This is a genomic window from Oscillibacter ruminantium GH1 (genome assembly GCF_000307265.1).
Taxonomy (GTDB): Bacteria; Bacillota; Clostridia; order Oscillospirales; family Oscillospiraceae; genus Oscillibacter; species Oscillibacter ruminantium.
In genome coordinates, this window is sequence record NZ_DF158898.1 from 57342 (window position 1) to 78514 (window position 21173).

The window sequence follows — 21173 nt, forward strand, 5'->3', positions numbered from 1 at the left end:
AAGGCTGCTGTCACAGGCAAAGGCGTGGGGTTCGGCGGCGGAAAACGGCAAAGGAGACATACTTTACAATCCAACAGGGATGTGATATGATGCACCCATTGCAATTTGCGGCCCACCGGGCCTTGAAGGAGGAACTATTTCCACCATGAGCAATAAGAAGAATCAAAAGTCTGCCGCGGAGCGGGAGGCGGAGATTGCGGGTGCGAAGATTTTTGGTAAGCAGGTATCGAAAGAAAAAGGACGAGCACTGCTGACCGTGACGCTGATCGCCTGTGCGCTGCCCATGATTTTAGGCGCGCGGTTGTGGAGCGAAATTCCGGAGGTTGTACCCAGCGGACTGATCGGCAGCAACGGTCAGGACGACTCCATTCCCCGCTGGGTGGTAGCTTTTGGCCTTCCGGGCTTCATGTGCCTGATGGATCTGATTGCCCACGGGCAGCTCATGGCCAACCAAAAGCGTATGACGATTCCCAAGCCTGCGGTTCGGCTGATGGGCAGATGGGGATTTTCTCTGATTTCTGTTCTCTTTTGCAGCGGCATGATTCTGCAGTCTTCCAGCGGGGATTTGACGCTGCCCTTTGTCACGCCCTGCGTCTTGGGCCTGCTTTTGATGATGCTGGGCGGTCATATGTGGGACTGCCCTCGGGACGCCCGAATCGCCCTTCGATTTTCCTCTACGGAGCACAACGACACCGCTTGGAAAGCCGTTCATCTGTTTGCCAGCCGTGTCTGGATGGCGGCGGGGCTTTTGGTGATTGGGGGAGTCATGGTGACCTCGACTTCCACCGTGTTTACCGCTGTGTTGATTGTGGCGGCATTGCTGGCCCCGATGGCCTATGCCGCACGGTACGCAAACAGGGGCCAACTGTAAGGCGTTTCCACCGGAACGGTGTTTTCTGCGGGGTCCTGTCTGCTCTTGGCTTCAACCCTACGCAAAAGTTAAGGAAAGACTGAATCGCCGTCCAAAAGGACGGCGATTTTAATGCCTATTTGACGAGAATTCCAAAAAAACGCCGTTTTTTTTACATGTGGATTTCTTGACGCTTAAAATGTACAATGGTATCATGGTATTACCAAACAAGGGAGGCACAGCTATGCAGCTGGAAAAAATTCAATACGCGTCACCCAAGATCCCGGAACTTGTTATGCAGGCGCTGATCGCTGCCATTGACAGCAATCAGATCCGGGTGGGTGAGGAGTTGCCCTCGGAGCGCGATTTGGCGGAAACTCTTGGCGTGGGCCGCGGCTCGCTTCGAGAGTGCTTCGCCATTTTGGAGTTCTTGGGTGCGATAGAGAACCGAGGAAACCGAAAGGTGGTCATGCGGGATGCAGATTACATCCAAAAGGCCATCTCTTTTGTCCGCGCGTCCAATCAGCCGGACATTCAGCAGGATTTTAACGAATTTCGTTTGGTCAACGAAGTGGCCATCGTGGGGCTGGCTTGCCAGCGGGCCACGGCGGAGGACCTCGCCTCCATTTATCAGGCGATTGAGCATTTGGAGGCCCAGCCGGACGACTATATGGCCGACGTGGAGTTCCACGATGCGCTGGCAGTGGCCAGCCACAACGTGATGCTGGCCGCGACGATTCACTTGACCAATAGTATGATCGCCGACATTCGGCGGCGGCTTTTTACACTGGGTTCGCATGAGTATCAGCAGCGGACGCAGGCGTCCCACCGCGCAATTTATGAGGCGGTGATGGCGCGGAACGCGGAGCTGGCGAAGCGGGAAATGGAGCTTCATCTGGCCATTGTTTCAGAATTCACGGAAAAATATCCGGATCGGGATTGAAAAAAGTGAACCTTTTGTTAACTTTGTAAATAAATCGACATAAAATTTGGCATTCGCTCCGCATGTCTGAACTTGACTACTGCGGAGCGAAATGTTATGGTGATACTATAAGTTATTTGGTATGACCAACATACCATTATACCGTCGGCCGGTAATTGGTCCTACCAAAAATGCAACAAGGAGCGTGTGTTCATTATTAGCAGTCTGACCAATTATTTAGAAACGGGATCACAAGACCCCTGCTATAATTTGGCGTTTGAAGAAACGGTGCTGGCTCGCAGAACGCAGGGCGACTACCTGCTTTTGTGGCAGAACGACAATACCATCGTCATTGGCCAGAACCAAAACGCTGAAGCGGAGATCAACCGCACTTTTGTGGAGGGGCATCACATTCATGTGGTTCGCCGCACCACCGGCGGCGGCGCAGTGTATCACGATCTGGGTAATCTGAACTATTCGTTTATCACCGACGCCGGGAATGCCGAGCGTTTGACCATGGAGCGGTTCACAAAACCGATTGTAGAAGCGCTGAAGGGCTTGGGCCTGAATGCGGAGGCCTCCGGCCGGAACGACATTTTGGTGGAGGGCCGCAAGGTTTCCGGAACTGCCCAGCGGCTGATGAAGGGCCGCATCCTCCATCACGGTACGCTGTTGTTCGATGCAAATCCCGGTATGGTGGCCGGAGCACTGAATGCGGACCCGGCAAAATTCCAGTCCAAGGGTGCAAAGTCCGTTCGGAGCCGGATTGGGAACATCCGAGAGTTCCTGCCCGAAAAAATGAGCATGACGGACTTTTGGAACTATTTGAAAACGGCGCTGGCGGGCGGCGGTCTGGTCCCCGATGCGCTGACGACTGAGGAATTGGCTGCTGTGGAGACGCTGAAGCGCACCAAGTACGACACTTGGGAGTGGAATTTCGGGCGCTCTCCTCATTACGATTTCACCGATAAGCGTCGGTTTGAGGGTGGAACCTTAGAGCCGCAGATCGCGGTGGAAAAGGGCCATATTTCCAACATTGTGTTTTACGGCGATTTCCTTTCTGTCTGCCCGCTGGACGAGCTGACGGAAGCGCTGAAGGGCTGTGCTTTTCGGCGGGAGGACGCGGCGGCAGTGTTGGACCGTTTCCCGCTGGCGGAACTGTTTGGCGGAATTCAGAGAGACGAGATTTTGGACACGATGTTTCGCGCGGAATAAGAGAAAGGGGCAGTCCAGTGAAAACAGCAGAAACGCTCTGCGGAGCGGACTGGTACCGTGAAGCCTACCGGCGCATGGCACTGATCCGGGGCTTTGAAACGAAGGCCGCCGAGTGCTTTACCCGCAGTGAGCTGGCGGGTAATATTCACCTGTATATGGGCCAAGAGGCCAGCGGCGTGGGCGCATGCCTTGCGCTGAAGGAGTCGGACTATATCACTTCCACACATCGGGGACACGGACACTGTCTGGCAAAGGGCGCCAGCACGGACCGGTCCATGGCGGAGCTGTTTGGCAAGGAAACCGGCTATTGCAGAGGCCGGGGCGGGTCCATGCATATTGTGGACGTGAACCGGGGGATTCTGGGCGCCAACGGCATTGTGGGAGCGGGTATCCCGCTGGCGGCGGGCAGCGCGCTGGTGTCAAAGATCAAGGGAGACGGCGCGGTGACCATGGCGTTTTTCGGTGATGGAGCCTCCAACCAAGGGACTTTTCACGAGACGCTGAACATGGCGGCAGCATGGAAGCTGCCCATGGTTTTCCTGCTTGAAAACAACCATTACGGAGTCTCCACGGAGATTCACCGTATCACTAATACCGACCGTCTCGCGGGCCGGGCGGATGCCTACGGCATCCCCGGCGTCACCGTGGACGGTACGGATGTCGAAGCAGTTTTCCACACCGTCGCCGGGGCGGTGGAACGCGCCCGTTCCGGCGACGGACCCTCTCTCATTGAGACGATGGTCTATCGGTATCAGGGCCACTACTGCGGTGATCCCGCCGCCTATCGGCCTAAAGAATATCTGGAAGAGGGAAAGTCCAAGGACCCCATTGACAAGGCGCGTGCCCGGCTTTTGGAGCTGGGTGTGCAGGACGAGGAGATCGAAGCCATTGACCGCAGTGTGTCGGCGGAGATCGAGGGGGCCTATCAGTTTGCAAAGAATTCACCCGATCCGGATCCCAAAGCGGTGATCGAGGACGTTTACTCCTCTGACAACGAAAGGAGCGTGCTGCGATGAAACTCACCGTTAGCAAGGCCATTGGCCAGGCGCTCCATGAGGAAATGGAGCGGGATGAAAACGTGATCCTGTTGGGCGAAGACGTTGGCGTGATGGGCAACGTGTTTGCCATTACCCACGGTTTTCGGGACGAGTTTGGCGAGAACCGGGTGATCGACACTCCTATCAGCGAATCCGGCTTCACGGGCATCGCCGTGGGCGCGGCCATGCGAGGCATGCGGCCCGTGGTGGAGTGGATGTACGACGATTTTATTACGGTGTGCCTTGATCCGGTGATGAATCAGGCGGCAAAGCTGCGGTACATGACCGGCGGACAGGTGAAAATTCCCGTGGTCTTCCGGGCACCCATGGGCGCAGGTCGGCGGAACGCCGGACAGCATTCTCAGTGTTTGGAAGCGCTGTTCACCCACATTCCCGGACTGAAGGTGGTCTGCCCCTCTACGGCGGCGGACGCCAAGGGCCTTTTGAAGGCCGCCATCCGGGACGACGATCCGGTGGTGTTTTTGGAACACAAGCTGCTTTACGCCAAGAAGGAAGAGATTCCTGACGGCGAGTACATCATTCCACTGGGCAAAGCCGATATCAAGCGGTCGGGCAAGGATGTAACCATCCTCACTTGGTCCCGGCAGGTTTACTTTGCCTTGGAAGCCGCCGAAACGCTGGCGGCGGAGGGAATCGACGCGGAGGTCGTGGACCTTCGGACACTGGTGCCGCTGGACTGGGAGACGGTGAAGGCATCTGTGTGCAAAACCCACAACGTGGTCGTTGTGGAAGAAGGCGTCAAGCGCGGCGGCGTGGGTGCGGAGCTTTCTGCCCAGATCACCGAGGAGTTGTTCGACGAGCTGGATTCCCCGGTGGGCCGTGTGGCGGGGTTAAACGTGGTTTCTCCCTTTGCTCCGGTGCTGGAGGATGCGGAATTCCCCCATCCGGCCGATATCGTCTCCGGCGTGAAAAAGACGCTGGGCCGCTGAGGGAGGGCGCTATGGCTGAGAAAATGAGGCTCCATGTGTCGCCCTACGCCCGAAAAACGGCAAGAGAATTGGGCGTGGTGCTGGAGACTTTGACCGGCAGCGGCCCCAATGGACGGATTGTCTGGAGGGACGTGGACGCCGCGGCGAAGACGGCGGAAAATTCCGCCGCGGGCGGTGTGGCTGGATATTACACCACGGTGGATGTCCGTGAACTGCTGGCGGCTCTGAAAACTCTGGACGGGGCCTTGACATTTCCTGCATTTGCCCAGCGGGCCGCGGAGCGGCTGTCTGTGCCGGTCCGGTTCGCGGGAGACGGCATTGAGGGCGCGTTGCCGGTTCTGAACGAAGGGGAGACTGCCGCCATGACGGTGGGAGATCCCACGGACGGACATGCCCGGGTACATCTGGCTTACGACTCCGGAGCAATGAGCGACGAGGCGGCGGCAAAGCTGCTGCGGTCCATGAAGGGACTGCTGGAAAAGCCGTTGACCATGCTGACCTAAACAAAAAGGGAACGCGCAATGCGCGTTCCCGTAGAACCTATCCAAAGTTTTCGCACTGAAACGGCTCCAAGAACAGCCGCAGGTCTTCCACTTGAACCTGCTCTGCGGCTTTTGTCACGGCACGACGGTATCCGAAAATGTCATCCGATGCAAAGGGAAGATGGTACACCGCCAGATGGCGGGGTTGCATAAACTGCTCGATGAACCGCCGCCCCTTACTAAGCGTGATCCATGGAAAATCCAGCAGAGCCAGATCCACCGGCCCGGTTTCCATCAGAAATTCACGCAGAACGGGGCTTGCCACGGCACAGTCCCCAGGGATGAGAACCCGGAACCCGTTTTGGTCCAGAAGGCAGCCGTAGTGAGCGACATCCGCGTATTGCTCCCCCTCGTGAGGCAGGCGGACAAACTGAATGGAAAGTTCCGGCAGGAACAACTGCTCCCGGGGACGGGAAAGCAGCAATTGATCTTCAAACTGCCGCTCCGGCAGAATCACTTCGGCAAAGGGCCAGCGCGTCAGCGCCTGCTGCGTCAGGACTTGAGAAAAGTGGTCCGGGTGGCAGTGGGTGTAAAAAATTAGGTTTGGGTCCGCAAAATCCGGATGAGCCGCCACGGCGGCTTGAAGCTCCGAGGTAAGCGTGGAAAAGCCTGAGACGGTTTTGTCGTGCAAAGCGTCTGCCCACAGGCGGACGCTGCCAAGGTGAAGAGCTGCGCCCGCGTTGGCGCTGAGGGTGATCTGGCATGAAGACATATTGCTGGCACTCCTTTGGACGATGGTTTGAATAAATTTCCACTTTTGTGAAATTCGCACGGGCTATTGTCAGTATACCACGGCTCATAAAAAAAGCCAGAAAAATTTAAAGACCCTTACGAAATTAAAAAAACGACAATTTGTGCAAAATGCTCTTTTTTGCTTTGAATCATATGTAAAGCGCTGAAACGCAGCGAAATTCAGGGCAAAGAATTGATATTTCTATGCAACAGTGATATACTTGTCCACATTAACAGAAAATTCATAATTTTCTGTGGAGCGGATCTGCACGGATGAAAATTTTGCGCTATGCTCGGGGCACACGATTGATTATCCGAAAAAAACGCATGAATATTCTACCGCGAAGACCGCAGCATCAACAGGAGGGATTGATCGAATGAGAGTCTACAAAAAGATCATGGATGTCATCGCCGGAATTGAGAAAGTCATTCTCAGCGCGGTTCTGGTTTTTGTCACTGTGATCACCTTCGCAAACGTCGTGGTCCGGAAACTGAGCGACAGTCAGTTTGCTTGGACCGAGGAGCTGGTCATCAACTTGTTTATTTTGTTGATTATGCTCGGATGCGCACTGTGCGCACGAGAGGGCAGCTTGATTAGCTTGTCCTTGGTTTTTGACCGGCTGAAGGCCGGCGGAAAGAAGATCTTCGTCCTCATTATCACCGTCGCGAACACGGCGTTCTGGGTGCTGCTGATGAAGACCGGTATCGACAAGGTCTTGGCTCAGTTGGCAAACGGAAAGCGCACCTTTTCTCTGGGCTTGCCTGAGTGGATCTTCACCATTTTCCTGCCCATTGGCTGTGTGTTCCTGATTCTGCATACCATTGAGTTCTGCATTGACGTGATGACGAACAACGCGGCCTGCGTCAAGCCCGAAACAAACGAAGAAGGAGGAAGCAACTGATGATTAACCTGATCCTGTTTGGTTCCTTCTTTATCATGCTGTTTCTGAATATTCCCATTTGCGCCAGTTTGGGCCTGTCGTCCGTTTTGGCTATGATTTACTCCGGGGACAAGCTCTCCGTGGTTCCCACCAACGTTTACAACGGCATGGCAAAGTTCCTGCTGCTGGCAATCCCGTTCTTCGTCCTCTCTGGCAACATCATGGCGAAGGCCGGTATTTCCACCCGTCTGGTTCAGTTCATTGACGACTGCATCGGCCACCGCCGCGGCGGTATCGCCATCGTGTGCGTCGTTGTGGCCTGCTTCTTCGGCGCGATCTCCGGTTCCGGCCCGGCTACCGTGGCGGCGCTGGGCATCATTCTGATTCCCGCCATGATCAACCGCGGCGGCTTCTCCGCGCCGTTCTCCTCCGCCATGATGGCAACTGCATCTTCCATTGCAATCGTCATTCCGCCCTCTATCGCGTTCGTGGTGTATGCCTCCATTACCGGCGTATCCGTGGGCGACATGTTCATGGGCGGCATCCTCCCCGGCATCATGATGGGCCTTGCTCTGGTGATCGTTATCATGATCGAGGTTCGCCGCAAGGGACTGAAGGCATCCCGTGAGAAGGCATCTTGGAATGCTCGCTGGAAGTCCTTCCGCACCGCGTTCTGGGGCTTCTTGATGCCCGTAATCATTCTTGGCGGTATCTATGGCGGCATCTTTACTCCGACCGAGGCCGCTGCCGTTTCCGTGGTGTATGGCCTGATCGTCGGCGTGTTTATCTACCGCGAGGTCAAGCTCCGGGATTTGTATGAGCTGCTGGTCGACTCCGGCAAAACCACCGGTGGCATCATGCTCATCATCGGCGGCGCAACCCTGTTCTCCTACATCTGCACCGTCCACGGTATTTCCGGCGCAGCGCAGACTCTGCTGCTGAATATCTCCGGCAACAAGTACATCTTCCTGCTGATTGTCAACGTGATTTTCTTGATCGCAGGCTGCTTCGTGGACGCAAACTCCGCCATGTACATCTTCATCCCCATCATGTTCCCTGTGGCGCAGCAGCTGGGCATCGACCCCATCCACTTCGGTGTGCTGTCCACTGTGAACCTGGCAATCGGTCAGGTGACTCCTCCCGTGGGCGTGAACCTGTTTGTGGCCATCGGCGTCAGCGATAAGCTGAAGGACATCAAGGACAAGACGAGAGTGACCATCGAGACGATCTCCAAGGCTGTGTGGCCCATGATCCTCGCCTGCGTCATCACGCTGCTGATCGTCACTTATGTTCCCTTCTTCTCCACCGTGTTCCTGGGCGCTGCTACCTGATCCTAAGGATCTGCCATCACGCAAGTGATTTCAGATAACGCAACTTGATTACGCAACCAAAATTTTAAGGAGGAAAAACCATGAAAAAGTTTCTTGCACTGGCCATGGCTCTGTCCATGACTGCCACGCTGCTGGCCGGCTGCGGCGGCGGCAACTCCGCTGCCTCCACTCCTGCTGCGTCCAGCGGCTCCTCTTCCAGCGCTGCTGCTTCCGGCACCACTTTTGAGAAGCAGACTTGGAAGTTTGCCTGCTCCGCTACCGAGAATACCTGCTGGGCAGACATGGGCCGCGACTTTGGTCAGATGGTCTCCGACGCCACCGGCGGCGCTGTCACGGTTGAGGTTTATGCTGCTGACCAGCTGACTGCCGGCAACCAGTCCGAGGGCATTCAGGCCGCCATCGACGGCACCACTGAACTCTCCGCTCACTCCAACCTGATCTATTCTGCGTTCGACCAGCGTCTGAACGTGGTCTCCCTGCCCTTCCTGTTCGATTCCTTCGAGGATGTCGATGCAAAGCTGGATGGCGCTGGCGGCCAGGCTCTGGGCGAAGTTGTCGAGAGCATGGGCCTGCACCTGCTGGGCGTTGGTGAGAATGGCTTCCGTCATCCCACCAACAGCGTCCGTCCTATCGATTCTCTGGCTGCTATGAAGGGCCTGAAGCTCCGTGTTGCCGGTTCTGAGCTGCTGAACGCCGAGTACACCAAGTGGGGCGCCAACTGGGCGAACGCCAACTGGTCCGAGGTTTACACCGGCCTGCAGACCGGTACTTATGACGGTCAGGAGAACCCCCTTCCCACCGCCGACGGCGCTTCCATCTCCGAGGTTCAGAAGTATGTTACCTACTGGACTGGCGTGTATGACTGCATTTTCTTCACCATGAATGGCGATCTGTACAACTCTCTGTCTCCCGAGCTGCAGGCAATCGTTGACGAGTGCGGCCAGAAGGCTGCTCAGAATCAGCGTCAGCTGGAGCGCGAGCAGGATCAGGTTGTTCTGCAGAAGTGGACCGATGCGGGCGTCACGGTTACCGAACTGACTCCCGAGGCGATTCAGGAGTTCAAGGATGCTTCCGCCTCCTGCTATGATGACTTCTCTGCCAAGCTGACTCCCGAGTTGATCGCTGCCTTCACCGAGGCCTAAGCTTTCGGTCTACGGCACAAGGTTACGAAAAGTTGTAAGTTGCGTTAACTGGAAAAGCGTGGCCGCAGGCGACTGTCGCCACGCTTTTTCAGAGCCGCACGAGTGAAAATTTTGACAATTAGATAAAAACCGACCCTGTAAATTCACATTTTTTATAAAATACCGATAAAAAGTCGGCAGAAGGGAGTTTTTCCTATGGCAACTACAAAGGCTGCAAAAGCAACGTACACCCAGGAACAGGCCAGGAAATTTTACGAGACCATGTCTACGATCCGCCATTTTGAGGAGAGCATCAAGCATGACTCTCTGGCCGGCGAGATCCCCGGTTTCGTACATCTGTACATCGGCGAGGAGGCCATCGCCACAGGTGTCTGCGCCGCTCTGCGGCAGGACGACATGATCGAATCCACTCACCGCGGCCACGGCCACTGCATCGCAAAGGGCGCAGACGTGAACCGCATGATGGCTGAGATCTTCGGCAAGAAGACCGGCATGTGCCAGGGCCGCGGCGGCTCCATGCACATCGCGGACTTCTCCATCGGCATGTTGGGCGCCAACGGCGTCGTGGGCGGCGGCTATAATCTGGCTACCGGCGCGGCTCTGGCGAATAAGAAGGTTCTGAAGAACGACAAGGTTTCCGTGGTCTTCTTCGGCGACGGTGCCTCCAACCGCGGCACCTTCCACGAGGCCATGAACGTGGCTTCCGCATGGAAGCTGCCCGTCATCTTCGTCAACGAGATGAACTGCTGGGCCTCCACCACCCCCTATCGCACCACCTGCAACACCGAGAATATCTCCGACCGTGCAGTGGGCTATCATGTGCCCGGCGTGATCGTGGACGGACAGGACGTTTTTGCCGTCTATGATGCGGCTGTGGAAGCCGTTGAACGCGCCCGCAATGGTGAAGGCCCCACCTTTATCGAGGCCAAGACTTACCGGATCGAGGGCCACTATGTGGGCGACCCCGAGCTGTATCGCGAAAAGGAAGAAACCCAGAAGATCTTCCACGACACCGATCCTCTGAAGATGTTCCGTATCAAGGCTGCCAAGCTGAAGGTCATGACCGCGAAGGAATGCGATGAAATCGACGAGAAGTGCGCGGAAAAGATCAAGGCGGCCAAGAAGTTCGCCATGGAGTCCGAGTATCCCGATTCCAGCGAGTACATGAAGTACGTCTATGTCGACTAAGGAATAAGGAGGATAACAACAATGCGTAAATTAACGTTTGCTCAGGCCACTTGCGAAGCAATGGCCGAGACCATGGAAAAAGACGATAAAATCTTTGTAATGGGCGAGGATCTGGCCCGTCAGGGCGGCATCTTCGGCCAGTTCAAGGGTCTGCCCGAGCAGTTCCCCGGCCGGATCATGGACACCCCCATTTCTGAAACCTTCATCATCGGCGGCGGCGTGGGCGCGGCTCTGGCCGGCGCACGTCCCGTTGTGGATATGCACTTTGCCGACTTCATCGGCGTGCCGATGGACGAGGTGTTCAACCAGATGGCAAAGGCCCGCTACATGTTCGGCGGTCAGGCCAAGGTGCCTCTGGTGCTCCGCGCTCCCGACGGCATGACCTTCCAGGGCGCCGCCCAGCATTCCCAGTGCGTGGAGGCTTGGTTCACCCACATCCCCGGCGTGCAGGTGGTTGCCCCCTCCAATCCCTATGACGCGAAGATGGTCCTCAAGGCCGCTATCGAGTCCGACGATCCCGTGATCTACTTCGAGAACAAGATCCTCTATAAGGAAAAAGGCGAGATGCCCGAGCTGGCCGACGAGACTCCTTACACCATCGGCAAGGCCCGCGTGGAGCGGGAGGGCACCGACGTGACCATCGTGTCCTATTCCATCGGCATGAAGAACGCCCGCGGCGCTGCGGACCTGCTGGCGAAGGACGGCATCAAGGCTGAGGTCATCGACCTCATCACCCTGTCCCCTTGGGACAAGGAGACGGTGCTCAACTCTGTGAAGAAGACCCATCGGCTGTGCCTGGTTCAGGAGGCCGTCAAGCAGGGCGGTTTCTGCGCGGAGATCGCCGCCACCGTCGCCGAGGAGGCCATGGAGTATTTGGACGCCCCCATCCTGCGGTACGGCGCTCCGTTCTGCCCCATTCCCTTCGCCCCCACTCTGGAGAAGATGGTGCGCGTGTTCCCGGAGGATCTGTACAAGGGCATCAAGGGCATGTTTTAATGCCTGTTGAAAAGGAGATTTTCAAATATGGCAACTGAAGTATTGATGCCGAAGATGGGTCTGACCATGACCGAAGGCACCATTGAAGAGTGGAAAAAGAAGGAGGGCGACGCCGTCAAGGTTGGCGACGTACTGTTCTCCGTGGCCACTGATAAGCTGACCAACGATGTGGAGTGCGACACGGACGGAACTCTGCTGAAGATTCTCTTCGGCGAGGGCGAGACTGTGGCCTGCAAGACGGTCATCGCTTGGATCGGCGCTGCGGGGGAAGCCGTTCCCGGCGCTGCCGCAGCTCCCGCGTCCGCACCTGCGGCGGCTTCTGCCGCTCCTGCTGCGGCCGCCGCACCCGCCGCTGCCGCCATCGCGGCAAGCGCCACCGCAAACCGCGCGCCGGGCGAGTTCGTTCTGGCAACGCCCTTTGCCCGCAAGCTGGCAAAGGATAAGGGCTATGATCTGACTTTGATCCCCGGCACCGGCCCCAAGGGTACGGTCGTCGCCAAGGACGTGGAGTCCTTTGTGGCGGGACCCAAAACCAGCCCCATGGCCGCGAAACTGGCCGCGGAGCTTGGCGTGGATCTGGGCAGTCTGGACATCAACGGCCGCGTGATGAAGGCCGACGTGCTGGCCGCTGCCGGTAAGACCGTCGCTGCACCCGCCGCCGAAGCCGCTGTCGCCGCCGCACCTGTTCTGGGCAGCAACGATGAAAAGCCCAAGAAGGTCAATCCGCTGCGCCGCAGCATTGCCGCCAACATGTCCAACTCCTGGCACACCTCTCCCCGGGTGACTTATACGCATCCCGTGGATGTCACCGCCATGAAGGAGCTGCGCTCCAAGCTGAAGGACGGTCTGAAGGAGCAGGGAATCAAGCTGACCTACAACCACATCCTGATGAAGGTGGTTGCCAAGGCTCTGACCGAGTTCCCGGACATCAACTCCAGCTTTGCGGACAACATGCTGACCCATCATACGCATGTGAATATGGGTCTGGCTGTGGCCAAGGGCGACGGACTGATCGTCCCCAACGTGAAGAGCGCCGACACCAAGTCTCTGGCGGAGATCGCCAAGGAGACCGAGGACCTGATTGCCGCCACCCGCGACGGCAAGATCGCCATGGAGGATATGACCGGCGGTACCTTTACCATCTCCTCTCTGGGGCCCTATGGGATCACCAATTTCTCCCCCATCATCAACCAGCCTGAGCTGGCGATTCTGGGTGTGTGCGACATGGTGGATACCCCCGTGGTCCGCAACGGCGAGATTGTGATCCGTCCCATGATGAACCTGTGCCTCACTGCCGATCACCGCGTGGTGGACGGCGTGATGGCCTCCAAGTTCCTCAAGCGCATCTGCGATCTGCTGGAAAACCCGTACATGCTGCTCGTTTGATGACCGAGAGAGAGCTTGCTCTCCCTCGAACTTCCCGCTGCCGATCCACAGACGGGTGTGCGCCCAAGGCGCACGGGACGGGAAATTTTCGGCAGGCACATGTTCTGTTGAAAATGATTTGAATCATTTCTCCGCAGGGCGGAGAAAACAGGGGGCCCGGCTGAGGCCGGGCTCCCGCTTCATTTAAGAAAGAAGGATATTCATTATGGCAACCGAAGTATTGATGCCGAAAATGGGTCTGACCATGACCGAGGGCACGATTGAGGAATGGAAGAAGAAGGAAGGCGACGCCGTCAAGGTCGGCGACGTGCTGTATTCCGTGGCCACTGATAAGCTGACCAACGATGTGGAGTGCGACACTGACGGCACCCTGCTGAAGATCCTCTTCGGCGAGGGCGAGACTGTGGACTGCAAAACCGTGGTGGCCTATATCGGCCAGCCGGGCGAGGCGGTTCCCGCCGCCGGCGGCGCTGCTGCTCCCACGGCGGCCCCCGCTGCCGCACCGGCTGCTCCCGCAGCTTCCGCTGCCGCAGCGGTTCCCGCCGCAGCCGGTTCCAAGACCGTCATCGTGGTTGGCGGCGGCCCCGGCGGCTATGTGGCCGCCATCCGGGCAGCGCAGCTGGGCGCGAAGGTTACCGTCATTGAAAAAGAGCATCTTGGCGGCACCTGCCTGAACATTGGCTGCATCCCCACCAAGTGCCTGCTGCACTCCGCCGAGCTGATCGAGCAGATTAAGGATCAGGGCGCGGACATCGGCGTGAAGGTTACCGGTGTGGAAGTGGACTTCTCGCAGGTCATTGCCCATAAGAACGCCATCTCCAAGCAGCTCACCTCCGGCGTGGCCGGCCTGCTGAAACTCAACAAGGTCACCAAGATCGACGGCGAGGCTTCCTTCACCGCTCCCAAAACCCTGAGCGTGAAGAAGTCCGACGGTTCCACGGAAACCATGACTGCCGATGCCATCATTCTGGCCACCGGCTCCGTCAACTTCGCGCCTCCCATTCCCGGCCTGAAGGAAAACCCCAACTGCATTGATTCCACCGGCGCACTGAGCCTTGAGACCCTGCCCAAGTCTATGGTGGTCATCGGCGGCGGCGTGATCGGTCTGGAGCTGGCCTGCGCTTACTCCGCGTTCGGCACCAAGATCACTGTGGTGGAAGCACTGGATCACATGCTGCCCATGCTGGACGGCGATCTCACCGCCATCGGCGTTGCCCACATGAAGAAGATGGGCATGGAGTTCCATCTGGAGTGCCCGGTGCAGTCCGTTGAAACCTCTCCCGTGGGCGCAAAGGTCGTCTGCAAGAACAAGGCTGGCGAGACGGTCAGCTTTGAGGCGGAAAAGGTTCTGGTGGCAATCGGCCGCCGCGCCAACACCGCTTCCCTGAATCTGGAGGCTGCCGGACTGAACAACGACCGGGGCCGCATCATCGTCTCCGACAAGATGGAGACGAATGTCCCCGGCGTGTATGCCATCGGCGACTGCGTCATGGGTCACGCCCAGCTGGCACACACCGCTTCCGCCATGGGCGAAGTGGCTGCTGAGAACATTTGCGGTGTTCCCGCCGTCTATGACGAGAAGACCAATCCCACCTGCGTGTACATGGAGCCGGAAGCTGCCGGCGTGGGCCTCACCGAGGAGCAGTGCAAGGCCAAGGGTCTGGACTACAAGGTCGGCAAGTTCCCCATGAGCGCCAACGGCAAGGCTCTGATTCTCAACGGCGGCGAGGGCCTTGTGAAGATCATTGCCGACGCGAAGTACGGCGAGGTGCTGGGCATGCACATCATCGGGCCCCGCGCCACGGACCTGATTGCCGAGGGTGCGCTGGCCATCCGTCTGGAGGCCACGGTGGATGAGCTGATCTCCACCATCCACTCTCATCCCACCGTCACCGAGACGATGCGTGAGGCGGCGTTGAGCGTGGAGAAGCGCGCCATCCACACCAAGAACTAAAAAGTTTCTTCTCTTTGAAAAGCGCCACAGCCCGCTGTACGCAGTACAGCGGGCTGTGGTTCGTTTTGCCGGGTCTGTCGCGCTTTGCTTACGGACTTCGGAAGGGGAATGGCAGCTGCCAGACAGCCATTGCGCAGCGACACCCATTAGACCGCGCGGATTTCGGAAGAAGCGTTATTCCGGGAAGGCAAGCCCTGCCTGAAAGCCGTCTGCCCCGGTGACGATGATATCTCCCGCCGCCGGAATCCCCTCGCAGAGATACAGATTCACCTGTACCCCGTCTGGGTGGTCGGGATAGTTCAAAACGGTGTATGTATAGCGGGTGACCTGCTGCCCCTGCAACTCTTCCAAATCGAATCCCTGCTGCTTTTGAAGTTTATTATAGGCGGCATAATCATCGGTCAGAGGATCGGGCAGCAAAAGCTGCAAGGTTGCCACCGGGTCGGGGGAGACTTCCCAACCCAAATCCTTCAAATAATCGATTCGTGACTCCTCTGTGTCCAGACGACCTACGCCGTTTTCAGTGGACTTGTGCAGAAATGCGCTGAGAAACGCCAGTAGAATTACCAGTGCGGCAACTAAAATTGCCACGAAAAATGTTTTTTTCTTCCGTAAGCGCGCTGTCCAGATGAACATGATAAACCATCCCTTTCTCCCTGCGCGGCGCCATTTCCGGCGGCGCGAAACCATAACTTTTTGGACAAACTTTATGGCCCTTCCGCCATTTCCTTATTCCATTCGCCGCACAGATATGCTAGAATCAAGAAAAATACAACGGAGGGGAGGACGGACGCTGTGGAGATGCAAAGGCTGGACAAACTGTTGGCGGGTACGGGCAAATGGTCCCGGCGGGAAGTGAAACTGCTGGTGAAACAGGGCCGGGTACTGGCGGATGGAGCGCCTGCTCCGTCGTCGGAGGAAAAGTACGATCCGGAGACTGTGATGCTGACGGTGGACGGAGAAAATGTTTTCTGGCGGAAGCACACATGGGTGATGCTGAATAAGCCCGACGGGTACCTCTCCGCCACAGAGGACGGAAAGGGGAAGACCGTTTTGGACCTTTTGCCGCCGGACCTTCAAAAGCTGGAGCTGTTTCCCGTGGGCCGGCTGGACAAGGACACGGAGGGCCTGCTCCTTTTGACGGATGACGGCCAGACGGCGCATCGTCTTTTGTCCCCCAAATACCATGTGGATAAGGTTTACTACGCCAGAGTGGACGGCTGCCTTGAAGAGGTGGACTGCCGGGCGTTTGAGATGGGTATGACCATTGGAGACGGTCTGGTGTGCCGTCCCGCCGGACTGAAAATTCTGACTGCCGGGGCGCAGAGCGAATGCCTTGTGACGCTGCGGGAGGGAAAATTTCATCAGGTAAAACGAATGCTGGCGGCCCAGGGAAAGCCTGTGATCTATTTAAAGCGGGTGGCCATGGGCAAATTGACTCTGGATGAGAAACTGCGTATCGGCGAATTTCGGCTTTTGACAGAGAACGAGCTGAATATGCTGCGGGGAAATATGGAAGATACTTAACGAATGTTTAATTTTTGACAAAAAGAAGCCGATTTTTTTGTTGAAAAAAGAAAAAATGTCTTGCATTCTCACAAAAATGCCGATATAATGTAGTCATTGACAAAATGCACAAAGCAAATTGACAAATTTGCGCTAGGAGGGCCGGCAATGTCGGGAAGAATTTTTCAGAACGTAGTCCTGCAGCTTAAGGAGAATACGGACCGGACGGTGGGCGTGATCGATGGCGAGGGCATCGTGATCGCGTGCAGCGAACTTTCCATGATCGGACAGCGGTGGGCGGAGTTCGTCCCTGCAATCAACACTGCCGGGGGGAACATGATCGCTTCCTCCGGAAAGACGTTCAAAGCGCTGAATGGCTGGGGTAATCAGTTTGATTATGCGGCTTTTGCGTTTGGCGATAACGAGATCAGCAAGACGGTCTGCGCCTTGGCAACGGTGGCGCTGAATTCCGCTAAATCCTATTATGAGGAAAAGCATGACCGGGGTTCCTTTATTAAGGATATCATTACCGACAACATCATGCTGGGCGATATTTACATGCGGGCAAAGGAACTGCGGGTTGCCAGCGATGTGGCCCGGGGCGTGTTTGTCATTCGCTCTTTGAAAAAGATGGAGTCCGTTCCCACGGACGCCATTCAGACTCTTTATCCCGACCGGCAGAACGATTTTGTTCTCTCCGTGGGCGAAGGGAATGTGGTTCTGATCTGTCAGCTGCCCGAAGGGTCTGGCATTCGGGAGTTGAACAAGACCGCCGCATCCATTGAAGAGGCTCTTCGGGCCAATGGCGAGTCTACCGTTGTGGTGGGCATCGGCACCGTGGCGACCCACCTGCGGGACTTGGCCAAGTCCTATAAGGAGGCCCAGATCGCCATCGAGGTGGGCAAGGTCTTTGACACGGAGAAATATGTTATCAACTATGAGAACTTGGGTATCGGGCGTCTGATCTATCAGCTGCCCACCACCCTGTGCGAAATGTTCTTGCAGGAGGTTTTCAAGAAGAACCCCATTGACGCGCTGGACAAGGAGACGCTGTTCACCATTCATAAGTTCTTTGAGAACAATTTGAATGTCTCCGAGACGGCTAGAAAGCTGTTCGTCCACCGCAACACGCTGGTTTACCGGCTGGAGAAGATCAAAAAACTCACGGGGCTGGACCTTCGGGAGTTTGACGACGCCATCACCTTCAAGGTGGCGCTGATGGTCAAAAAGTACCTGACCTCCCGGGGCATCGACGCCTGATCGAGCATGACAAAGAGAGCGGACGGATACGTCCGCTCTCTTTTTGTGTGCTGGAGAGAAAAACGAGCGCATAACGTCTGCCTGTCTCTCTTCCGCTTCCTCGCTGCGCATTTGGCACGATTGCCGCATGTCGTCCTGCTGCGTTCCGTCTTCCTCCTCTACCGCCGTCCTATTTCGCTCGGTTGAAGAGCCGAGAGGCAATCAAGCAGGAAGAGAGACACGTAGAATTAAAAAACGGAAAAAGTTTCTAAAATGAAATATCCTATATTCCCTCTTGCATGACAGGGAAAAAGCAGATATAATGTATTCGATTGTAGATTTATGTCGACCATACGGAAAATTCCGGCAGGCCGGCTGCAATAAAGCGAGGTGCGCGTATGATCCGTCTGAAAGACGTGGAAATGGAGTACGATAACGGGACGCAGGCCATCCGGGGCATCACCCTTGCCATTGAAGACGGCGAGTTTATTTTTTTGGTGGGTCCTTCCGGTGCGGGAAAATCCACCATTATCAAGCTGCTGACCGGCGAGGTGGAACCCAGCCGGGGCCGCATCATGATCAACGGCTTTTCCGTCAGCAATATCTCTGACAAACAGCTGCCGCTGATGCGGCGGACGGTGGGCATCATTTTTCAGGATTTCCGCCTGATTGAAAAGAAGACGGTGTACGATAATCTGGCCTTCGTTATGCGGGCCGTGGGGGCCGGAGAAAAGGAGCTGCGCAAGCGCATCCCCTATGTTTTGAAGCTGGTGGGCCTTGAGAAAAAGGCGACTCACTATCCCACGGAGTTGTCCGGCGGCGAGCAGCAGCGCGTGGCTATTGCCCGGGCGCTGGTAAACAATCCCACAACGATCATCGCCGACGAGCCTACCGGCAACTTGGACCCCGAGCGGTCCTTGGAGCTGATGCGGCTGCTGGTGAAAATCAACTCGCTGGGGACGACCGTAGTGGTTGTCACCCATGAAAAAGACTTAGTGGACCGTTTTGAAAAGCGCGTCGTTACCATCGACGGAGGCCGGATTGTCAACGACTCCGTCGGCGGCTATGTGGGAGGACATATCCATGGGAAAGCATAATTTCCGCTATTTTTTTCGTGAGGGCGTTTCCAACATGTTCAGCCATGGATTTATGTCCTTTGCAGCCATTGGTATTACGGTGGCCTGCCTATTGATTATGGGAACTTTTACCTTGGTGGCGGTGAACGCCAACCAGCAGCTCAAGGACATGGAGAAGGACAATGAGATTCTGGCCTATGTGGACGAGAGCTATACCACGGAGCAGGCCCGAATGCTCCAAAAGACAATTGAGGCGCAGACCAACGTGTCCTCTGCCACCTTTATCAGCCGGGAACAGGCCACGGAGAATTTTCAGGAGAAATACGCCAATGAGTCGGTGTTTCAGGATTTGGACCCGGAGATCTTCCGAGACCGGTACGCCATCAAAACCGTGGATATCCAGAAAACCGGGGACACGGTAAAGGCGATTGAGAACGTAGCGGGGATTGTCAAGGTCAACGCTTACGAAGAGATTTCCGACGGTCTGATCACCGTTCGGAACATTGCAACGGTGGTGTGCGTGACGTTGATTGTCGTTTTACTGGTGGTGTCTGTGTTCATCATCTCCAACACCATTAAACTCACCACCTTTGACCGGCGGGAGGAGATTGCCATCATGCGTATGGTGGGCGCCACCAACGGCTTTATCCGCTGGCCCTTCGTGTACGAAGGGTTCATGCTTGGCTTCACGGGCGCGGTGATCGCGTTCCTGTTGCAGTGGACGCTGTATGAGGCGGTGACCAAAGGGGTGGAGAGCAGCGATACGCTTCAGCTGATCAGTGTGGTGAATTTCGGGGATCTGTGGATTCCCGTTGCAGTTACGTTTTTGGTTGCGGGCATCGTGATTGGTGTGGGCGGCAGCCTTTCCGCCATTCGGCGGTTCTTGCAGGTATGATTGGAAAAATCACTTTTGCGGAAAGGACGGAGAGAACCAAATGAAACCGATGAAACGCATTGCGGCGGGCATTCTGGCGCTGATGGTGATCTGCACGGCCGCGCTGCTGCCCCAGCCGGTAAGCGCCGTGACACAGGCGGATATTGACGCGCTGAAAGGCGATGCCTCCGACCTGACCAGCCAGAAAAAAGAGCTGGAGGCAAAGCTGTCGTCTCTGTCCGACGACAAGGCACAGGTCCTGAAGAAAAAGGAAGTGCTGGATCAGCAGATTGCCGTGCAGGTAAAGGAGATCAGCAACGTGGAGAGCCAGATTTCCACCTATGCCGATCTGATTACCCAGACACAGGCGGAGCTGGTTGACGCGCAGGAGCGGGAAGCCGCCCAGTATGATTTGTTTTGCCACCGGGTGCGGGCCATGGAGGAGGACGGGACCGTCAGCTATTGGTCCGTGCTCTTCAAGTCCGACAGTTTCACGGATCTTTTAGACCGGTTGGACGCGGTGAATGAAATCATGGATGCCGATCAGGCGGTCATTGACCAGTTGAAGGCGCTTCAGGACGAAATTTCGGAGAAAGAAGCATCCCTGCAAACCTCCAAGTCCGAGGCAGAGGCGGCGAAAGCGGACCTGGTATCCAAGAAGTCCGCTCTGGAGCAGCAGCGCAAGCAGGCCAACCAGATGATTGCCCAGCTGGCTGCCAACGAGGAGGAGACAGAAGCCGCGATTGACGGAATGGAAGAAGAAGAGGAACGCATCCGAAATGAAATTCAGGAGTTGAGCCGAAAGCTGGCTGCACAACAGGCAGCCAACGGCCAATCCAGCCACTCGAATCCCGGCGGCTATATCTGGCCGGTGGACAGCCGGTACATTACCTCTACCGTGGGTGGCCGTGCCTCTCCCGGAGGAGTTGGCTCCACCAATCACAAGGGCACCGATATCGGCCGGGTGGGCTATACCAGCCCCATCTATGCGTCCAAGGCCGGAACGGTCATTGTCTCTCAATACTCCAGATCCTATGGCAACTATGTTGCCATCTCCCACGGCAATGGAAACACAACCCTCTATGGGCATATGTCCAGTCGGAAGGTAGAGGTGGGGCAGTATGTCAATCAGGGAGATGTGATCGGAATTACCGGCTCCACAGGCAACTCCACTGGGCCTCACCTGCACTTTGAGGTGGTGGAAAACGGCGTTCGAGTAAACCCCTTGAGCGACGGTGCGGCGCCCAAAATGGGTTATCTCAGCGGATATACCCTTTCGTCCAGCGCTTAAGCCACATAAAAAGTCCTCCTGTCCCATAGAAATGGGACGGGAGGGCTTTTGCGTCCGGTCA

Annotated in this window: 20 protein-coding genes; 18 read left to right on the plus strand and 2 right to left on the minus strand. The window is 56.5% G+C overall.

Annotation, left to right across the window (positions count from 1 at the left end; translation table 11 throughout):
- Window positions 1–145 precede the first annotated feature (145 nt).
- The 6 genes from ON16_RS08070 to ON16_RS08095 all read left to right on the plus strand — a co-directional run bounded on the left by ON16_RS08070 (window position 146) and on the right by ON16_RS08095 (window position 5477).
- The gene (locus ON16_RS08070; RefSeq protein ID WP_040661187.1) at window positions 146–871 is read left to right on the plus strand and encodes an SdpI family protein; all 726 of its coding nucleotides are present in this window, start codon (window positions 146–148) and stop codon (window positions 869–871) included.
- A gap of 223 nt (window positions 872–1094) precedes the next feature.
- Window positions 1095–1793, plus strand: a complete 699-nt coding sequence (locus tag ON16_RS08075; protein ID WP_040661188.1) for a FadR/GntR family transcriptional regulator — start codon at window positions 1095–1097, stop codon at window positions 1791–1793.
- A gap of 186 nt (window positions 1794–1979) precedes the next feature.
- A complete protein-coding gene (gene lplA / locus ON16_RS08080) occupies window positions 1980–2987 on the plus strand; it encodes a lipoate--protein ligase (protein ID WP_051131630.1) in 1008 nt (335 codons plus the stop codon).
- Between the two features lie 74 nt (window positions 2988–3061).
- Window positions 3062–4003: a thiamine pyrophosphate-dependent dehydrogenase E1 component subunit alpha gene (locus ON16_RS08085; RefSeq protein ID WP_051131674.1), complete on the plus strand. Its 942-nt coding sequence runs from the start codon at window positions 3062–3064 to the stop codon at window positions 4001–4003.
- Window positions 4000–4974: an alpha-ketoacid dehydrogenase subunit beta gene (locus tag ON16_RS08090; protein WP_040661190.1), complete on the plus strand. Its 975-nt coding sequence runs from the start codon at window positions 4000–4002 to the stop codon at window positions 4972–4974. The genes ON16_RS08085 and ON16_RS08090 overlap by 4 nt, the downstream gene beginning before the upstream one ends.
- Before the next feature lie 11 nt (window positions 4975–4985).
- On the plus strand, window positions 4986–5477 hold the full coding sequence (locus ON16_RS08095; protein WP_040661191.1) for an E3 binding domain-containing protein: 492 nt from the start codon (window positions 4986–4988) through the stop codon (window positions 5475–5477).
- Window positions 5478–5514: 37 nt separating this feature from the next.
- Here ON16_RS08095 and ON16_RS08100 read toward each other — a convergent pair whose 3' ends face one another.
- A complete protein-coding gene (locus tag ON16_RS08100; RefSeq protein ID WP_040661192.1) occupies window positions 5515–6228 on the minus strand; it encodes an MBL fold metallo-hydrolase in 714 nt (237 codons plus the stop codon).
- 397 nt (window positions 6229–6625) lie between these two features.
- On the opposite strand from ON16_RS08100, the gene ON16_RS08105 reads away from it, so the two are divergent.
- The 7 genes from ON16_RS08105 (at window position 6626) to lpdA (ending at window position 15126) form a co-directional block, all read left to right on the plus strand.
- The gene (locus tag ON16_RS08105) at window positions 6626–7150 is read left to right on the plus strand and encodes a TRAP transporter small permease (RefSeq protein WP_040661193.1); all 525 of its coding nucleotides are present in this window, start codon (window positions 6626–6628) and stop codon (window positions 7148–7150) included.
- On the plus strand, window positions 7150–8460 hold the full coding sequence (locus ON16_RS08110) for a TRAP transporter large permease (RefSeq protein WP_040661194.1): 1311 nt from the start codon (window positions 7150–7152) through the stop codon (window positions 8458–8460). Before ON16_RS08105 ends, ON16_RS08110 begins: the two co-directional genes overlap by 1 nt.
- Window positions 8461–8540: 80 nt before the next feature.
- The gene (locus ON16_RS08115; RefSeq protein ID WP_040661195.1) at window positions 8541–9602 is read left to right on the plus strand and encodes a DctP family TRAP transporter solute-binding subunit; all 1062 of its coding nucleotides are present in this window, start codon (window positions 8541–8543) and stop codon (window positions 9600–9602) included.
- A 195-nt stretch (window positions 9603–9797) separates the two neighbouring features.
- Window positions 9798–10790: a thiamine pyrophosphate-dependent dehydrogenase E1 component subunit alpha gene (locus ON16_RS08120; protein ID WP_040661196.1), complete on the plus strand. Its 993-nt coding sequence runs from the start codon at window positions 9798–9800 to the stop codon at window positions 10788–10790.
- Between the two features lie 21 nt (window positions 10791–10811).
- The gene (locus ON16_RS08125) at window positions 10812–11786 is read left to right on the plus strand and encodes an alpha-ketoacid dehydrogenase subunit beta (protein WP_040661197.1); all 975 of its coding nucleotides are present in this window, start codon (window positions 10812–10814) and stop codon (window positions 11784–11786) included.
- 27 nt (window positions 11787–11813) lie between these two features.
- Complete coding sequence (locus tag ON16_RS08130; RefSeq protein ID WP_040661198.1) at window positions 11814–13172, plus strand: dihydrolipoamide acetyltransferase family protein; 1359 nt, start codon at window positions 11814–11816, stop codon at window positions 13170–13172.
- A 205-nt stretch (window positions 13173–13377) separates the two neighbouring features.
- Entirely contained in the window at window positions 13378–15126 is a 1749-nt protein-coding gene (gene lpdA / locus ON16_RS08135) for a dihydrolipoyl dehydrogenase (protein WP_040661200.1), read from the plus strand.
- 174 nt (window positions 15127–15300) lie between these two features.
- Here the strand turns inward: lpdA and ON16_RS15010 are convergent, their stop codons facing one another.
- Window positions 15301–15762, minus strand: coding sequence for a DUF4830 domain-containing protein (locus ON16_RS15010; RefSeq protein ID WP_051131631.1), 462 nt, complete (start codon window positions 15760–15762; stop codon window positions 15301–15303).
- Between the two features lie 165 nt (window positions 15763–15927).
- On the opposite strand from ON16_RS15010, the gene ON16_RS08145 reads away from it, so the two are divergent.
- The 5 genes from ON16_RS08145 to ON16_RS08165 all read left to right on the plus strand — a co-directional run bounded on the left by ON16_RS08145 (window position 15928) and on the right by ON16_RS08165 (window position 21112).
- Entirely contained in the window at window positions 15928–16653 is a 726-nt protein-coding gene (locus ON16_RS08145) for a pseudouridine synthase (protein ID WP_040661813.1), read from the plus strand.
- A gap of 147 nt (window positions 16654–16800) precedes the next feature.
- On the plus strand, window positions 16801–17892 hold the full coding sequence (locus tag ON16_RS08150) for a PucR family transcriptional regulator (RefSeq protein ID WP_040661201.1): 1092 nt from the start codon (window positions 16801–16803) through the stop codon (window positions 17890–17892).
- Window positions 17893–18269: 377 nt separating this feature from the next.
- The gene (gene ftsE / locus ON16_RS08155) at window positions 18270–18968 is read left to right on the plus strand and encodes a cell division ATP-binding protein FtsE (RefSeq protein ID WP_040661202.1); all 699 of its coding nucleotides are present in this window, start codon (window positions 18270–18272) and stop codon (window positions 18966–18968) included.
- The gene (gene ftsX / locus ON16_RS08160; RefSeq protein ID WP_040661203.1) at window positions 18955–19842 is read left to right on the plus strand and encodes a permease-like cell division protein FtsX; all 888 of its coding nucleotides are present in this window, start codon (window positions 18955–18957) and stop codon (window positions 19840–19842) included. Before ftsE ends, ftsX begins: the two co-directional genes overlap by 14 nt.
- A 40-nt stretch (window positions 19843–19882) precedes the next feature.
- Window positions 19883–21112: a murein hydrolase activator EnvC family protein gene (locus ON16_RS08165; protein ID WP_243441797.1), complete on the plus strand. Its 1230-nt coding sequence runs from the start codon at window positions 19883–19885 to the stop codon at window positions 21110–21112.
- The last annotated feature ends 61 nt before the right edge of the window (window positions 21113–21173 follow it).

Bases quoted from the DNA above. Each gene is read 5' to 3' on its own strand.
- ON16_RS08070 (WP_040661187.1), top strand. From the start codon at position 146: ATGAGCAATAAGAAGAATCAAAAGTCTGCCGCGGAGCGGGAGGCGGAG.
- ON16_RS08075 (WP_040661188.1), top strand. From the start codon at position 1,095: ATGCAGCTGGAAAAAATTCAATACGCGTCACCCAAGATCCCGGAACTT.
- ON16_RS08085 (WP_051131674.1), top strand. From the start codon at position 3,062: ATGGCACTGATCCGGGGCTTTGAAACGAAGGCCGCCGAGTGCTTTACC.
- ON16_RS08090 (WP_040661190.1), top strand. From the start codon at position 4,000: ATGAAACTCACCGTTAGCAAGGCCATTGGCCAGGCGCTCCATGAGGAA.
- ON16_RS08095 (WP_040661191.1), top strand. From the start codon at position 4,986: ATGGCTGAGAAAATGAGGCTCCATGTGTCGCCCTACGCCCGAAAAACG.
- ON16_RS08100 (WP_040661192.1), bottom strand. From the start codon at position 6,228: ATGTCTTCATGCCAGATCACCCTCAGCGCCAACGCGGGCGCAGCTCTT.
- ON16_RS08105 (WP_040661193.1), top strand. From the start codon at position 6,626: ATGAGAGTCTACAAAAAGATCATGGATGTCATCGCCGGAATTGAGAAA.
- ON16_RS08110 (WP_040661194.1), top strand. From the start codon at position 7,150: ATGATTAACCTGATCCTGTTTGGTTCCTTCTTTATCATGCTGTTTCTG.
- ON16_RS08115 (WP_040661195.1), top strand. From the start codon at position 8,541: ATGAAAAAGTTTCTTGCACTGGCCATGGCTCTGTCCATGACTGCCACG.
- ON16_RS08120 (WP_040661196.1), top strand. From the start codon at position 9,798: ATGGCAACTACAAAGGCTGCAAAAGCAACGTACACCCAGGAACAGGCC.
- ON16_RS08125 (WP_040661197.1), top strand. From the start codon at position 10,812: ATGCGTAAATTAACGTTTGCTCAGGCCACTTGCGAAGCAATGGCCGAG.
- ON16_RS08130 (WP_040661198.1), top strand. From the start codon at position 11,814: ATGGCAACTGAAGTATTGATGCCGAAGATGGGTCTGACCATGACCGAA.
- lpdA (WP_040661200.1), top strand. From the start codon at position 13,378: ATGGCAACCGAAGTATTGATGCCGAAAATGGGTCTGACCATGACCGAG.
- ON16_RS15010 (WP_051131631.1), bottom strand. From the start codon at position 15,762: ATGTTCATCTGGACAGCGCGCTTACGGAAGAAAAAAACATTTTTCGTG.
- ON16_RS08145 (WP_040661813.1), top strand. From the start codon at position 15,928: ATGCAAAGGCTGGACAAACTGTTGGCGGGTACGGGCAAATGGTCCCGG.
- ON16_RS08150 (WP_040661201.1), top strand. From the start codon at position 16,801: ATGTCGGGAAGAATTTTTCAGAACGTAGTCCTGCAGCTTAAGGAGAAT.
- ftsE (WP_040661202.1), top strand. From the start codon at position 18,270: ATGATCCGTCTGAAAGACGTGGAAATGGAGTACGATAACGGGACGCAG.
- ftsX (WP_040661203.1), top strand. From the start codon at position 18,955: ATGGGAAAGCATAATTTCCGCTATTTTTTTCGTGAGGGCGTTTCCAAC.
- ON16_RS08165 (WP_243441797.1), top strand. From the start codon at position 19,883: ATGAAACCGATGAAACGCATTGCGGCGGGCATTCTGGCGCTGATGGTG.